This is a genomic window from Azospirillum picis, assembly GCF_017876115.1.
Taxonomy (GTDB): domain Bacteria; phylum Pseudomonadota; class Alphaproteobacteria; order Azospirillales; family Azospirillaceae; genus Azospirillum; species Azospirillum picis.
Window position 1 is genome coordinate 21,611 of sequence record NZ_JAGINO010000003.1, and the last position, 13,005, is coordinate 34,615.

The following is a 13,005-nucleotide window of genomic DNA, read 5'->3' on the forward strand; positions in this document are numbered from 1 at the left end:
GTTTTTGTATTATGGCTTTTTTGCCAGTCCTGCCCTAGGTTTGGGTCAGGTTGACGTCTCGGGTTGCCAAGATGAGCGATAAGGGCCAGCAAGAACCTTCGATGGAGGAAATCCTCGCCTCCATCCGGCGGATCATTTCCGAGGACGGCGATACGCCGAAGGCGGAGGCCCAGGCGCCGTCTCCACCTCCTCCCCCGGCGGCCCCGGTACCGCCCCCGCCGCCTCCGCCGATGGAGGAGGAGGACGACGTACTGGAACTGACGCAGATGGTGGAGGACGAGCCGGCCGACGAGCGTCCCGGCTTCGCCATGCCCGATCCCGAACCCTGGCCCGACGAGCCCGCCTTTCCGGAGCCGTCACCTCCGCCTCCGCCTCCGCCCCGCTGGGAGGAGCCCGAGCCGGAGCCGCCCCCGCCGCCGCGTCCTGCGCGCCGTCCGGCACCGGCTTTCGATTTCGAGGACGAGGAACCGCCGCCGCGCCCCCGGCGCCGCGCCGTCAGCGACGATGACGGGCTGATCTCACGCCGTACGGCGGAGGATGCCTCGCATCACCTGACGCACCTCGCCCGTGAATTGGGCGATGATTTGTCCATCGGCCCGATGCCGATCGGCATCCGCACGGTGGAGGAAGTCGTGCGGGAACTGCTGAAGCCGCTGTTGAAGGAGTGGCTGGACGAGAACCTGCCGACGGTGGTCGAGCGGCTGGTCCAGCAGGAGATCGACCGCATGATCCGGCGGTCGCAGAAGTTCTGATCGCGCGTTCCGTACCCCCGGTTGAGACGTTTTGAGCGAAAGTCCCTGGTGATGTTGGAAAAGACGTACCGGCCCGCCGAGGTCGAGGAGAAGCACTACCGCCTGTGGGAAGAGTCGGGCGCCTTCGCGGCCGATCCGCAGTCGGACGGCAAGCCCTACACCATCATGATGCCGCCGCCGAACGTCACCGGCAGCCTGCACATGGGCCATGCGCTGACCTTCACCATCCAGGACGTGCTGACCCGCTACAACCGGATGCGGGGCCGCGACGCCCTGTGGCAGCCGGGCACCGACCATGCCGGCATCGCCACCCAGATGGTGGTGGAGCGCAATCTGGCGAAGGAGGGCAAGACCCGCCACGATTTCGGCCGCGATGCCTTCATCGACAAGGTCTGGGAATGGAAGGCCGAGTCGGGCGGCACGATCACCCGCCAGCTTCGCCGCCTCGGCGCCTCGCCCGACTGGCCGCGCGAGCGCTTCACCATGGACGAGGGGCTGAGCCGCGCCGTCCGCAAGGTGTTCGTCGAACTGCACCGCCAGGGGCTGATCTACAAGGACAAGCGGCTGGTCAACTGGGACCCGAAGCTGCACACCGCGATCTCCGACCTCGAAGTCGAGCAGAAGGAGATCAAGGGCAATCTCTGGCACTTCCGCTATCCCATCGACGGGGAGGAGGGGCGCTTCATCACCGTCGCCACCACCCGTCCGGAAACCATGCTGGGCGACACCGGTGTCGCGGTGCACCCGGAGGATGACCGCTACAAGGACCTGATCGGCAAGATGGTCCGCCTGCCGCTGGTCGGCCGGCTGATCCCGATCGTCGGCGACGAATATGCCGATCCCGAGACCGGCTCGGGTGCCGTGAAGATCACGCCGGCCCACGACTTCAACGACTTCGAGGTCGGGAAGCGCTGCGGGCTCGAGCAGATCAACATCATGGACCGCGACGCCCGGCTGAACGACAACGTTCCCGAGGCCTATCGCGGGCTCGACCGCTACGAGGCGCGCAAGAAGGTCGTCGCCGAGCTGGAGGCGCTGGAGCTTCTGGAGAAGATCGAGCCGCACACCCACATGGTCCCGCACGGCGACCGCTCCGGCGTCGCCATCGAGCCGTGGCTGACCGACCAGTGGTATGTCGACGCCGCCACGCTGGCCAAGCCGGCGATCGAGGCGGTGGAGGCCGGCAAGACGGTGTTCGTGCCCAAGCAGTGGGAGAACACCTATTTCGAATGGATGCGCAACATCCAGCCCTGGTGCATCAGCCGCCAGATCTGGTGGGGCCATCAGATCCCGGCCTGGTACGGTCCTGACGGCACCTTCTTCGTCGAGGAGAGCGAGGAGGAGGCCCGCGCCGCGGCGACGGCCCATTACGGCAAGGACGTCGAGCTGACGCGCGACCAGGACGTGCTCGACACCTGGTTCTCGTCGGCGCTGTGGCCGTTCTCCACGCTCGGCTGGCCCGACCAGACGCCGGAGCTGGACCGCTATTACCCGACCGACGTGCTGGTGACCGGCTTCGACATCATCTTCTTCTGGGTCGCCCGGATGATGATGATGGGCCTGCACTTCATGAAGGACGTCCCCTTCCGCACCGTCTACATCCACGCCCTCGTCCGTGACGAGAAGGGCCAGAAGATGTCGAAGTCGAAGGGCAACGTCATCGACCCGCTGGAGATCATCGACCAGTACGGCACCGACGCGCTTCGCTTCACGCTGTCGGCGATGGCTGCCCAGGGCCGCGACATCAAGCTGGCGGTGAACCGGGTCGAGGGCTACCGCAACTTCGCCACCAAGCTGTGGAACGCCGCCCGCTACTGCCAGATGAACGGCTGCGAGCCGGTCGCCGGCTACAAGCCGGTCGGCCTGACGCAGACGGTCAACCGCTGGATCGTCGGTGCCCTGGCTGACGCGGCGAAGAAGGTTGCCGAGTCGATCGACGCCTACAAGTTCAACGAGGCCGCCGGCGCCGCCTACCAGTTCACCTGGGGCACCTTCTGCGACTGGTACATGGAGTTCACCAAGCCGATCCTCGCCGGCACGGACGAGGCGGCGAAGGCGGAGACGCGTGCCACCACCGCCTGGGTACTCGACCAGATCCTGCACATCCTGCACCCGCTGATGCCGTTCATCACGGAAGAGCTTTGGGAGCAGCTTTCGCCGGCCCGCGGCAACCGCCTGATCTCGGCGGAATGGCCGGATTTCGCCGACGACATCGTCGACCCGGCGGCCCGCGACGAGATGGACTGGGTGGTGCGGCTGATCTCCTCCGTCCGCTCGATGCGGTCGGAGATGAATGTTCCGCCGGCAGCGCAGATCGAGCTGAAGCTGAAGGATGCCGGCGATGCCAGCCTGCAGCGGCTCGATACCCACCGCGACCTGATCCTGCGCATGGCCCGTCTGGCGAGCGCCGAGCCCTTGCAGGGAGCGGTGCCGAAGAGCAGCGTCCAGGCCGTGCTGGACGAGACCACCCTGGTGCTGCCGCTCGAAGGCATCGTCGACCTCGACAAGGAGAAGGCGCGCCTGTCCAAGGAGATCGACAAGCTCGCGGGCGAGATCAGGAAGATCGACGCCAAGCTGTCGAACGAGCAGTTCGTCGCCAAGGCTCCGGAAGAGGTGATCGAGGAACAGCGCGACCGCCGCGAGGCGGCGGACCTGGCGCGCGACAAGCTGCAGAAGGCGCTTGAGATGCTGGCCGGCTGATAGCCGCCGGGAGGCCTTTGCCTTTGGGGTGGGGACGTCGCGTCTCTCCCCCTCCCAAACCCTCTCCCGCTAAGGCGGGGGAGGGCGGGGGGCAACGCCGCAAGGCGCCGAAGATGCCCTCTACAGCGTGAAGATCGCCAGCAGCACCAGCACGGCGATCACCCCGGCGATGCTGAGTTTCATGAACTTGGTGAAGGCGATCCAGCCCGCCATATGGGCGCGGACGGTTTCTTCACTGACCGGGTTGGGAGTCACGGCCGCCATATCGATGAGCCCTCCAATGGTTTCTTTTGCCCGCAATTTTGACGCAGGCGCACAGAAACGCAACAGATTCCGGGCGGAATAGTCCGTTCAGAATGGCGGGTTCAGCATGGCCGCCAGTTCCGGCGCCGGTCCCTCGATCCGGACCAGATCGCCGTCGATGCGGGCGCGACCTTCGGCGATCAGCCGGACGGCGTGCGGGTAGAGCTTGTGCTCGGCGTCGAGCACGCGCTGGCCAAGGCGAGCGGCGTCGTCGCCGGGCAGCACCGGCACCGCGGCCTGGGCGATGATGGGACCCTCATCCATTTCCGGACGTACGAAATGGACGGTGCAGCCGTGGAAGCGGACGCCCGTCGTCAGCGCCCGCTGGTGGGTGTCCAGCCCCTTGAAGGAGGGCAGGAGCGACGGGTGGATGTTGATGAGCCGGTCCTGCCAGCGCCCGACGAACCAGGGCGACAGCAGGCGCATGAAGCCGGCGAGGCAGATCAGCTCGACACCGGCATCGCGCAGCGTGGCGTCCATAGCCGCCTCGAAGGCGGCCTTGTCGCCGGCATGGTCGCGGTGGCTGACCACCGCGGTGGCGATGCCGGCGCCGGACGCGCGCTCCAGGCCGAGGGCGTCGGCCTTGTTCGAGAGGACCAGCGCGATCTCGGCCGGGAAGTCCGGCGCGGCACAGGCGTCGATCAACGCCTGCAGGTTGCTACCCCGCCCCGAGATCAGGACGCCGAGCTTCAGCTTGCCCATCGCCCCGTCCTCAGGCCGTCCAGGCCGCATCCATGCCGGTGACGGTCACGCGGGCGTCGCCGTCCTTCAGCGCGGTGACGCTGCCGATCACCGACACCGTCTCGCCGGCCGCGCGCAGGATGGCAGCCGCCTCCTCGGCCTTGTCGGCCGGCACGACGACGGCCATGCCGATGCCGACGTTGAAGGTCCGGGCCATCTCGTAGGGCGCGATGCCGCCCGTCTTCATCAGCCAGGAGAACACCGGCGGCAGCGTCCAGGCCGAGGCATCGAGGCTGACGCCCAGCCCGTCGGGCAGGACACGCGGAATGTTCTCGATCAGGCCGCCGCCGGTGATGTGGGCCATCGCCCGCACCATGCCGGCGCGTACCGCCTGAAGCGTGCTCTTCACATAGATGCGGGTCGGGGTCAGCAGCGCCTCGCCCAGCGTCTTCGAGGCGTCCCAGGGGCAGGCGGCGTCGTATCCGAGGCCGGATTTCTCCACCAGCTTGCGCACCAGCGAGTAGCCGTTGGAATGGACACCGGTCGAGGCGAGGCCGAGCACGACGTCGCCGGCCTGCACCGCCGAACCGGTCAGGGCGTGCTGGCGTTCCACGGCGCCGACCGCGAAGCCGGCGAGGTCATAGTCGCCTTCGGCATACATGCCCGGCATCTCGGCGGTCTCGCCGCCGACCAGCGCGCAACCGGCTTGGCGGCAGCCCTCGGCGATGCCGGACACGATGGCGCGGCCGGCGGCCACGTCGAGCTTGCCGGTGGCGTAATAGTCGAGGAACAGCAGGGGTTCGGCGCCTTGGACCACCAGGTCGTTGACGCACATCGCCACCAGGTCGATGCCGACGGTGTCGTGGCGGTCGGCGAGGATCGCCACCTTCAGCTTGGTGCCGACGCCGTCGGTCGTCGCGACCAGAAGCGGGTCCTGGTAGCCGGCGGCGCGCAGGTCGAACAGCGCGCCGAAGCCGCCCAGACCCGCGTCGGAGCCTGAACGCGCGGTGGAGCGGGCAAGGGGCTTGATCGCTTCGACAAGCGCGTTGCCCGCGTCGATGTCCACACCGGCCTGCTTGTAGGCGTCGGACATGTTATAGGACTGGGTGCTGATGGTATCCTCGCTTGGGCTGAGCTATATACCGGGCCTTGGGCTCGGGCCGAACATACTCGAATCGGAAGGCTTTGCAATGCTCCACCGCCGCCGCGCGCCGTACCTCGCCGGTCTTGCTGCCATGTCCGTCGCTCTGGCCATTTCCATGGCCGGTCCGGCGGCCGGGCAGACCGGCTCACCGCCGCCGGCCGCCGCTTCCGCCCCGCCGTCCTCGGCCGATCCCTTCGCGGTGTCGGGCGTCAAGGTCGACATCAGCGGCAGCAACCCGACGACCATCCGGGACCAGGCGATCCGCGAGGCGCAGGCCAAGGCCTGGGCGGAACTTTACCGTCGCCTGGTCCCCGGCGGGGGCAACCCGCCGCGCCTGTCGGACAACGACGTCGCGCGGCTGGTCCAGGGATTCGAGATCGACGAGGAGAAGGTTTCGGCCAGCCGCTACCTCGGCTCCATCACCGTGCGCTTCCGCCCGAACGCCGTGCGTGACGCGCTCGGCCAGGGCGGGGGCACCGCGCAATACGTGGAGCCGCCGTCGCGGCCCTTCGTCCTGCTGCCGGTGACGATGACCGATGGTCGCACCATCCTGTGGGAGGATCGTACCCCCTGGCGTGCGGCATGGGAGGCGCGGCAGCCCGCCGCATCCCTGGTGCCGCTGGTGGTTCCGGACGGCGAACTGGCGGATGCGCAGGCAATGGGGGCGGACGACGCGGTCAGCGGCAACGCCGACGCGGTCACGCGCATGGCCCAGCGCTACAAGGCCGGCGGCGTGGTGGTCGCCCGCACGGAGCTTCCGGCCAATGGTCCCGACCCGGCACGCGGGCTGACGGTGGACGTCACCCGCTACGGGCTGGACGGTGCACACGAAAGCCAGACCGTCCAGGTGAAGGGCGGCGGCACCGCCGACGATCTGCTCGCCCGGGCCGTGGCCTCGGTTTCCGGCCAGCTCGACGAGTCCTGGCGGGCCGCGCATACAACCCCGACGGGGCCGGAGCAGACCACGCTCGTCCGCGTGCCCCTGACCGCGGTCAATGACTGGGTGGAGACGCGCAAGCGGCTGAGCGCTGCCACCGCGGTATCGCGCACGACACTGGTGTCGATGAGCCGGACGGAGGCTCTGGTCAACCTGACCTATCGCGGCGGTCCCGACCAGCTCGCCCAGACGCTGGCGCGCAACGATCTCAGCCTGACGCGTGCCGCGGCTGCCGTCCCGATGCAGGGGGCCTACCCCGGTGCCCCCGTGCCGGCGGCCACCGACTGGCAGCTCACCCTGCTGCCCAGGGGAATGGGCGCTTCGATGCCGGCAACGCCGGCCGCCTTGCCCGCCACGGGCAACCCGTCCGTGCTGGCGCCTTCCGCACCGCTGGGGACTGCGCCCGCCTACGGCGCACCGCCGGCGGGCGGCGCGATGACGGGCGCCCCGCCGCGCAATCTTGGCACGCTGCCGGCGAAGGGTGTGCCGTGAGCATTCCCAACATCATCACCTTTCTGCGCATCGTTGCGGTCCCCGCGGCGATGTACATGATCCTCACCGCCAACATGGAATGGGCCTTCGCCCTCTTCGTGGCCGCCGGTGTCTCCGACGCGCTGGATGGCGCCATCGCCCGCATGTTCCGGGCGCGCACCGTGCTGGGCGGCTACCTGGACCCGCTGGCCGACAAGGCGCTGATCGTCGGCGTCTATGTCGCCCTGGCTTGGACCGGGGCGATCCCGCTGTGGCTGGCCATGATGGTCGTCTTCCGCGACGTCATGATCATCGGCGGTGTCATCCTGCTGTTCACCCTGAAGGAGACGCTGGCGATGCAGCCGCTCTACATCAGCAAGGTGAACACCGTCGTCCAGATCGCGCTCGCCGCCGCCGTGCTGGCGCCGCCGGCGCTCGGGCTGCCGGAGATCCATCTGGGCGGATGGGAGCTGGTCGAGCTGCTGGTCTATGCCTGCGCGGTGACGACCGTCCTGTCCGGCGTCCTGTACGCCCGCCGCGGCGCGCTGCTGTTCAACCGGCTCGGCGGCGTGCCGTGACGCCTTCCAAGCAGCTACGGTTCTGGCTGATCGGGTTGGGCCTGTTCGTCCTGGCGCTATGGCTGCTGTCGGAGATGCTGCTGCCGTTCGTGGTCGGGCTGGCGGTGGCCTATCTGCTCGATCCGCTCGTCGATCGCCTGGAGGGGGCGGGGCTGCCGCGCTGGCTCGGCACCTCGCTGGTCCTGCTGTTCTTCGCGGTCGTGCTGGTGCTGCTGGCCCTGCTGCTGCTGCCGCTGGTGCAGGGGCAGGTTTCCCATCTCCTGGAAGTGCTGCCGACCTATGCCACCGTGGTGCGGGAGCGGTTGATCCCCGCTCTCAACCAATTGATCCACCGGCTCCCCGCCGACGACGTCGAACGCTTGCGTGCCGCCGCGGGCAACTATGCCGGCGAAGTCGCCGGTCTGGTCGGCCAGGTGGTGACCCGGATCCTCTCCGGCGGGCTCGCGCTGTTCGACATCGTGACGCTGATGTTCATCACCCCCATTGTCGCCTTCTACATGATGCGCGACTGGGACCTGATGGTGAGCAAGGTCGATTCGTGGCTGCCGCGCCAGCATGCCGAGACGATCCGCGAGCAGGCCCGCGAGGTGAACGTCACCTTGTCCGGCTTCGTGCGCGGCCAGGCGACGGTGTGCGTGGTGCTCGGCGTGTTCTATGCCCTGGCATTGTCCGCCGCCGGCCTGGATTTCGGGCTGGTGATCGGGCTGGTGGCCGGGCTTCTGTCCTTCATCCCCTATGTCGGCAGCCTGTTCGGCTTCGTCGCCAGCACAGGCCTCGCCCTGCTGCAGTTCGACGAGTTCTGGCGCGTCGGGGTGGTGATCGGCATCTTCCTGTTCGGTCAGGCTGTGGAGGGGAATGTCCTGACCCCCAAGCTGGTCGGCGACAAGGTCGGGCTGCACGCAGTCTGGGTGATGTTCGCGCTGTTGGCCGGCGGCAGCCTGTTCGGGTTCGTCGGCGTTCTGCTGGCGGTTCCGGTCGCCGCGGTGATCGGCGTGTTGACCCGCTTCGCATTGCGCCAGTATCTCTCGAGTCCCTACTACCGCGGCTCCGACGCGGAACGCTGATGGGTAAGTCCGCATGAGCTTGCCGGCGCAGATACCGCTCGACCTCGGGCACCGGACGGCGATGGGAGGCGAGGATTTCCTCGTTGCGCCCAGCAACGCCGACGCGGTGGCCTGGCTCGACCGCTGGCCGTCCTGGCCGGCGCCGGCCTTGACCGTCTACGGCCCGGCGGGTTGCGGCAAGACCCATCTGGCCCAGGTTTGGCGCGCCCGCAGCCGCGCGGTGCTGGCCAACGGCGCCGCCCTCGATTCGGCCGACCTCCCGGCCCTGCTCGCGCCGGCCAACGCCGTGGTGGTGGACATGGCCGACGCGGTGGCCGGCCGCCCCGCTCGCGAGGAGGCTCTGTTCCACCTCTACAACCTCGCACGCGAACAGCAGGGGCACCTCCTGCTGCTGTCGCGACGGGCGCCGGCGCGCTGGCGCGTCCGGCTCGCCGATCTGCGGTCGCGCATCAAGGGCGCCCCGGCGGTGGAGGTGCAGCCACCCGACGACGCGCTTCTCGCGGCCGTGCTGGTGAAGCTGTTCGCCGACCGCCAACTGCGTCCGGGAATGGAGGTCATCACCTATCTGCTGGCCCGGATGGAACGGTCGCTGGACTTCGCCCGCCGGCTGGTGGCGGCGCTCGATCACGCGTCGCTCGCCGCCCATCGCGGCGTGACCGTTCCGTTGGCACGCGAGGTGCTGGTGGAACTGCAGCAGGCCGGCGCGGGAAAGCCCGGCTGAGCGAAAAACCGACACCAAGAGGGAAGGAGACGGTCATGGATCTGGGGATCGCCGGGCGGCAGGCCATTGTCTGCGCCGCCAGCAAGGGCCTGGGGCGCGCTTGCGCCTTTGCGCTGGCGCGGGAGGGCGTGCACGTCACCCTGACCGCCCGCAACGCGGAAATGCTGGAGGCGACGGCCGAGGAGATTCGCAAGGCCAGCGGCGTCACGGTGACCACCGCGGCGGGCGACATCGCGACGGAAGAGGGCAGGGCCGCGGCGCTCGCCGCCTGCCCGGAGCCGGACATCCTCGTCAACAATGCCGGCGGGCCGCCGCCCGGCGATTTCCGCGATTGGGAGCGGGACGACTGGATCCGTGCCCTCGACGCGAACATGCTCGCGCCGATCCTCCTCATCAAGGCCACAGTCGACGGGATGATCGGCCGCCGCTTCGGCCGGATCGTGAACATCACGTCGGCCGCCGTGAAGGCACCGATTCCGATCCTCGGCCTGTCCAACGGCGCGCGGACCGGGCTGACCGGATTCGTCGCGGGCCTGTCGCGCCAGACCGTGAAACACAACGTCACCATCAACAACCTGCTGCCCGGCCCCTTCGAAACCGACCGTCTGCGCAAGACGATGGAGGGCGGCGCAAAGGCGAATGGCCGCAGCGTCGAGGAAGAGATGGCGCAACGACGCAAGGACAATCCGGCCGGCCGGTTCGGCGATCCGGAGGAGTTCGGTGCCGCCTGCGCCTTCCTCTGCTCCGCCCACGCGGGCTTCATGACCGGGCAGAACGTCCTGCTGGACGGTGGGGCCTTCTCAGGAACGCTCTGAGGCCGTCGAAGGCCGCCTGGCGGACGGGGCCGGCGGGCGTCCCAAGTTTGTCCCTCCAATTCGCTTCAAAATCCGCCCATCGTCGCAGGCCATAGGACCGACCGGGGACCGGCAGCCGCCCAGCGCTGCCGCGGTCCCCGGTCCTTGGCGACAGGAACGATGAGCATGCAGCAGAGTGCGGCCACCCCGGCGGTGTACACTGACCTTGGTCGCGTCATGGAGAGCATCACGCGGCGCTTCCTCGACGTGCTCCGCATGGAGCTTGGCCGAATCGGCGTAACCGACCTCAGCCCGACGCAGGCGCTTATGCTGCTGCACATCGGCAACGAGGAGCTTTCCGTCCGCGATCTTCTGGAGCGCGGCTATTACCTCGGCTCGAACGCATCCTACAATCTGAAGCACTTGGTCGAGAGCGGCTACGTCGATCGCAGCGCATCGCAGCGCGATCGCCGGGCAGCACGGCTCCGCCTGTCGGATCTGGGATTGTCGACCTGCGAAGCGTTGCGACGCCTTGAGGCCATGCGTGCCGACGGCCTGTTGCGGTCCGAAAGCGACGGCGCCGATTTCGAGACGACCTACAGGACTTTGCGGCGTCTGGAACGTGCTTGGATGGATTTGATCCGTTACGACGACGTGGATGCTCCCTGACCCTCGTCTCGCGCCTCTCATTCGAAATAATATGACCAGTCGTCGTGCGCTTGGCGCTGTGACGGGAACATTTCACGCCCCTAATAAGAACGTATAAGGAACGTATCGATTGATGTTCCGTGTGCGTTCTGGTATCCATGGAGGAACAATACGCGAACGATGGAGGTTGGCATGTCGGTTCTGGCTTTCCTACGCGAATGCGTCACCCTGGCTGTGTTCCTCGCCGTGCTCTATGGCTGGGCAACGGTCGGCCCGATCCTGATGGGGTGAGCCCTGCGGCGGGCGGTATGCTCATCCGGAAGAGATACCCTTCGGAGGGATGTCGCGTCGGGGTGATACCCGAAATCCCAGGCTGTCCTTTCCGGCACAGCGCTTACATCGGGAACACGCGGAATCAGTTCCTGGCCAGTCGAGAAGCCGCGAACGGGAACGGTTCCGCGAACGCCGACAACGCGTGGGGATTGGGACGGATGCGGAATTTCTTTCGGAAGCGTCGTTCGGCTGCCGTGGCGGACGAACGGATGCCGGTGGCTGGCGGTGCCGGTCTCGGCAACGGAATAACTGGCGGACTTGGAACCGGTTCCCTGCAAGGCGCCGCCGGCACCGGGCAGTTGATGGGCGGTCCCACCATGGTCAATCCCGGCATGCAGGGTCCTGGTGCGGGTGGTGGCTTCACCAACGCGCCTGCTTTCGGCCGGCCGGGTAGTTCCCATCTTCGTCCGGTGGATGGAAGCCGCGGCGGGTTGGAGGCGATGCGCGGCCCTGTGGCGCCGCGTCCGCCCGACGTCATCGACAACAATGCGACCGGCGACCGCCGCGGCACGATGTTCCCGCCGCCGGCGGGAGGCGGAACCGAGAGCGAGCATGATTTGCCACGCTTCACCATGTCGGTGAATGGCGGCTACCGCGGGGGCATGGGCGCCAACGCACCGGCGATGCTGAAAGGCTTGACGCCGGAGCTGAACGGCCTGCTGCGCGAGGCCTTCACGCCGACCCGGCCGAAGCAGCAGTTGAACGGCCTGTTCATCGGCCGCAACGACACCCTGCGCCGGATCATCTCGGCGATCGAGGAGGAGCGCGCGCACGTCATCCTCTACGGCGATCGTGGGCGCGGCAAGACCTCGGTCGCCAACGCGATCGAGAAGATCGCCGGCCAGGCGGGATACCTGTCGCTGAAGCTGACCTGCAGTGGCGAACTCAGCTTCGAGGACATCTTCCGGCACTTCCTGAAGAAGATCCCGTCGACCTACTACAGGTCGTCGCAGGACAATCCCTTTGCCGCGCGGCGCAATTTCGCCAGCTTCAACGAACTCCTGCCGGAGGGCACCTTCAGCGTCACGGAACTGAACGAGGTTCTGTCCGGCATCCATGCCACCCATGTGCTGCTGATCCTCGACGAGTACGACCGCGTTACCGACGAGGATTTCCGCAACAAGCTGGCGGAGCTGTTCAAGAACCTGACCGACAGCTCGATCCCGGTGACCCTCCTGGTGGTGGGCGTGGCCGAGAATCTCGACCAGTTGCTCGGCAAGCACCCGTCGATCCAGCGCTCGCTGGTGCCGGTCCATCTGCCGCTGATGACCGATCAGGAGATCGGCCGCCTGATCCAGGCCGGCGCCCAGAATGCCGGCATCGAGTTCGCGCCCGACGTGGTGCGGCGGATCGCCGAGTTCGTCCGCGGGCTGCCCTACTACGCCCAGCTTCTGGGCCTGCATGCGGCACGCAGCGCGGTCAGCCGGGGAAGCAAGACGGTCGAACGGCCGGATCTCGCCTACGCCGTAGCCCGATGCCTGCAGGAGGCCGAGCGCGGCATCGTCGAGAGCTATGCCCGCGCGCTGGCCGCCGACCGCCGGATGGAACTGGAGGATGCGCTGCTCGCCGCCGCCCTGTGCCCGGCCGATGCCTACGGCGTCTTCGATCCGAAGGATCTGGCCGGGGAGGATGGTGAACCGCCGAGCGCGGCCACGCTCGATCTGCTGAAGCGCCTGACCCGCGAGGATCATGGCGGCGTCCTTGCCCCGGTGGTCGAGCCGGGCCGCGAACGCTACCGCTTCCGCAATCAGATGATGCGCCAGTATGTCCTGATGCGTCAGGCCAGTGAGCGCGGCCAGATCTGATCCATCCCCGATCAGGCCGTACTTCGGCCCTTCCCCGGCAACGGGGGAGGGCCATCTTTGATTCTCACCATTCA

At 67.9% G+C, this 13,005-nt stretch carries 12 protein-coding genes; 9 read left to right on the forward strand and 3 right to left on the reverse strand.

Annotation, left to right across the window (positions count from 1 at the left end; translation table 11 throughout):
- Positions 1 to 71 precede the first annotated feature (71 nt).
- Together J2850_RS05050 and J2850_RS05055 are read left to right on the forward strand one after the other, a co-directional pair.
- Positions 72 to 752 carry a DUF2497 domain-containing protein gene (locus tag J2850_RS05050; RefSeq protein ID WP_209979450.1) on the forward strand — a complete coding sequence of 227 codons (681 nt, stop codon included), beginning with the start codon at positions 72 to 74 and terminating at the stop codon, positions 750 to 752.
- A gap of 51 nt (positions 753 to 803) precedes the next feature.
- On the forward strand, positions 804 to 3,452 hold the full coding sequence (locus J2850_RS05055) for a valine--tRNA ligase (RefSeq protein ID WP_209979453.1): 2,649 nt from the start codon (positions 804 to 806) through the stop codon (positions 3,450 to 3,452).
- Positions 3,453 to 3,572: 120 nt separating this feature from the next.
- Here J2850_RS05055 and J2850_RS05060 read toward each other — a convergent pair whose 3' ends face one another.
- From J2850_RS05060 to purM, 3 genes are all read right to left on the reverse strand, one after another.
- Positions 3,573 to 3,716 carry a hypothetical protein gene (locus J2850_RS05060; RefSeq protein WP_209979455.1) on the reverse strand — a complete coding sequence of 48 codons (144 nt, stop codon included), beginning with the start codon at positions 3,714 to 3,716 and terminating at the stop codon, positions 3,573 to 3,575.
- A gap of 87 nt (positions 3,717 to 3,803) precedes the next feature.
- Positions 3,804 to 4,457 (reverse strand): phosphoribosylglycinamide formyltransferase, encoded by a 654-nt coding sequence (gene purN / locus J2850_RS05065; RefSeq protein WP_209979457.1) that lies wholly within the window; start codon positions 4,455 to 4,457, stop codon positions 3,804 to 3,806.
- A 10-nt stretch (positions 4,458 to 4,467) separates the two neighbouring features.
- The gene (gene purM, locus J2850_RS05070; protein ID WP_209979459.1) at positions 4,468 to 5,529 is read right to left on the reverse strand and encodes a phosphoribosylformylglycinamidine cyclo-ligase; all 1,062 of its coding nucleotides are present in this window, start codon (positions 5,527 to 5,529) and stop codon (positions 4,468 to 4,470) included.
- A 142-nt stretch (positions 5,530 to 5,671) separates the two neighbouring features.
- Between purM and J2850_RS05075 the strand changes: the two genes are divergently transcribed.
- From J2850_RS05075 to J2850_RS05105, 7 genes are all read left to right on the forward strand, one after another.
- Positions 5,672 to 7,009: a DUF2066 domain-containing protein gene (locus J2850_RS05075; RefSeq protein ID WP_246512821.1), complete on the forward strand. Its 1,338-nt coding sequence runs from the start codon at positions 5,672 to 5,674 to the stop codon at positions 7,007 to 7,009.
- Positions 7,006 to 7,566 (forward strand): CDP-alcohol phosphatidyltransferase family protein, encoded by a 561-nt coding sequence (locus J2850_RS05080; protein ID WP_209979463.1) that lies wholly within the window; start codon positions 7,006 to 7,008, stop codon positions 7,564 to 7,566. Before J2850_RS05075 ends, J2850_RS05080 begins: the two co-directional genes overlap by 4 nt.
- On the forward strand, positions 7,563 to 8,630 hold the full coding sequence (locus J2850_RS05085; protein WP_209979464.1) for an AI-2E family transporter: 1,068 nt from the start codon (positions 7,563 to 7,565) through the stop codon (positions 8,628 to 8,630). Before J2850_RS05080 ends, J2850_RS05085 begins: the two co-directional genes overlap by 4 nt.
- 13 nt (positions 8,631 to 8,643) lie before the next feature.
- Positions 8,644 to 9,351 (forward strand): HdaA/DnaA family protein, encoded by a 708-nt coding sequence (locus tag J2850_RS05090; protein WP_209979466.1) that lies wholly within the window; start codon positions 8,644 to 8,646, stop codon positions 9,349 to 9,351.
- A gap of 35 nt (positions 9,352 to 9,386) precedes the next feature.
- Entirely contained in the window at positions 9,387 to 10,166 is a 780-nt protein-coding gene (locus tag J2850_RS05095) for an SDR family oxidoreductase (RefSeq protein WP_209979468.1), read from the forward strand.
- Positions 10,167 to 10,325: 159 nt separating this feature from the next.
- Positions 10,326 to 10,814: a MarR family transcriptional regulator gene (locus J2850_RS05100; protein ID WP_209979470.1), complete on the forward strand. Its 489-nt coding sequence runs from the start codon at positions 10,326 to 10,328 to the stop codon at positions 10,812 to 10,814.
- 470 nt (positions 10,815 to 11,284) lie between these two features.
- Entirely contained in the window at positions 11,285 to 12,931 is a 1,647-nt protein-coding gene (locus J2850_RS05105; RefSeq protein ID WP_246512822.1) for an AAA family ATPase, read from the forward strand.
- The last annotated feature ends 74 nt before the right edge of the window (positions 12,932 to 13,005 follow it).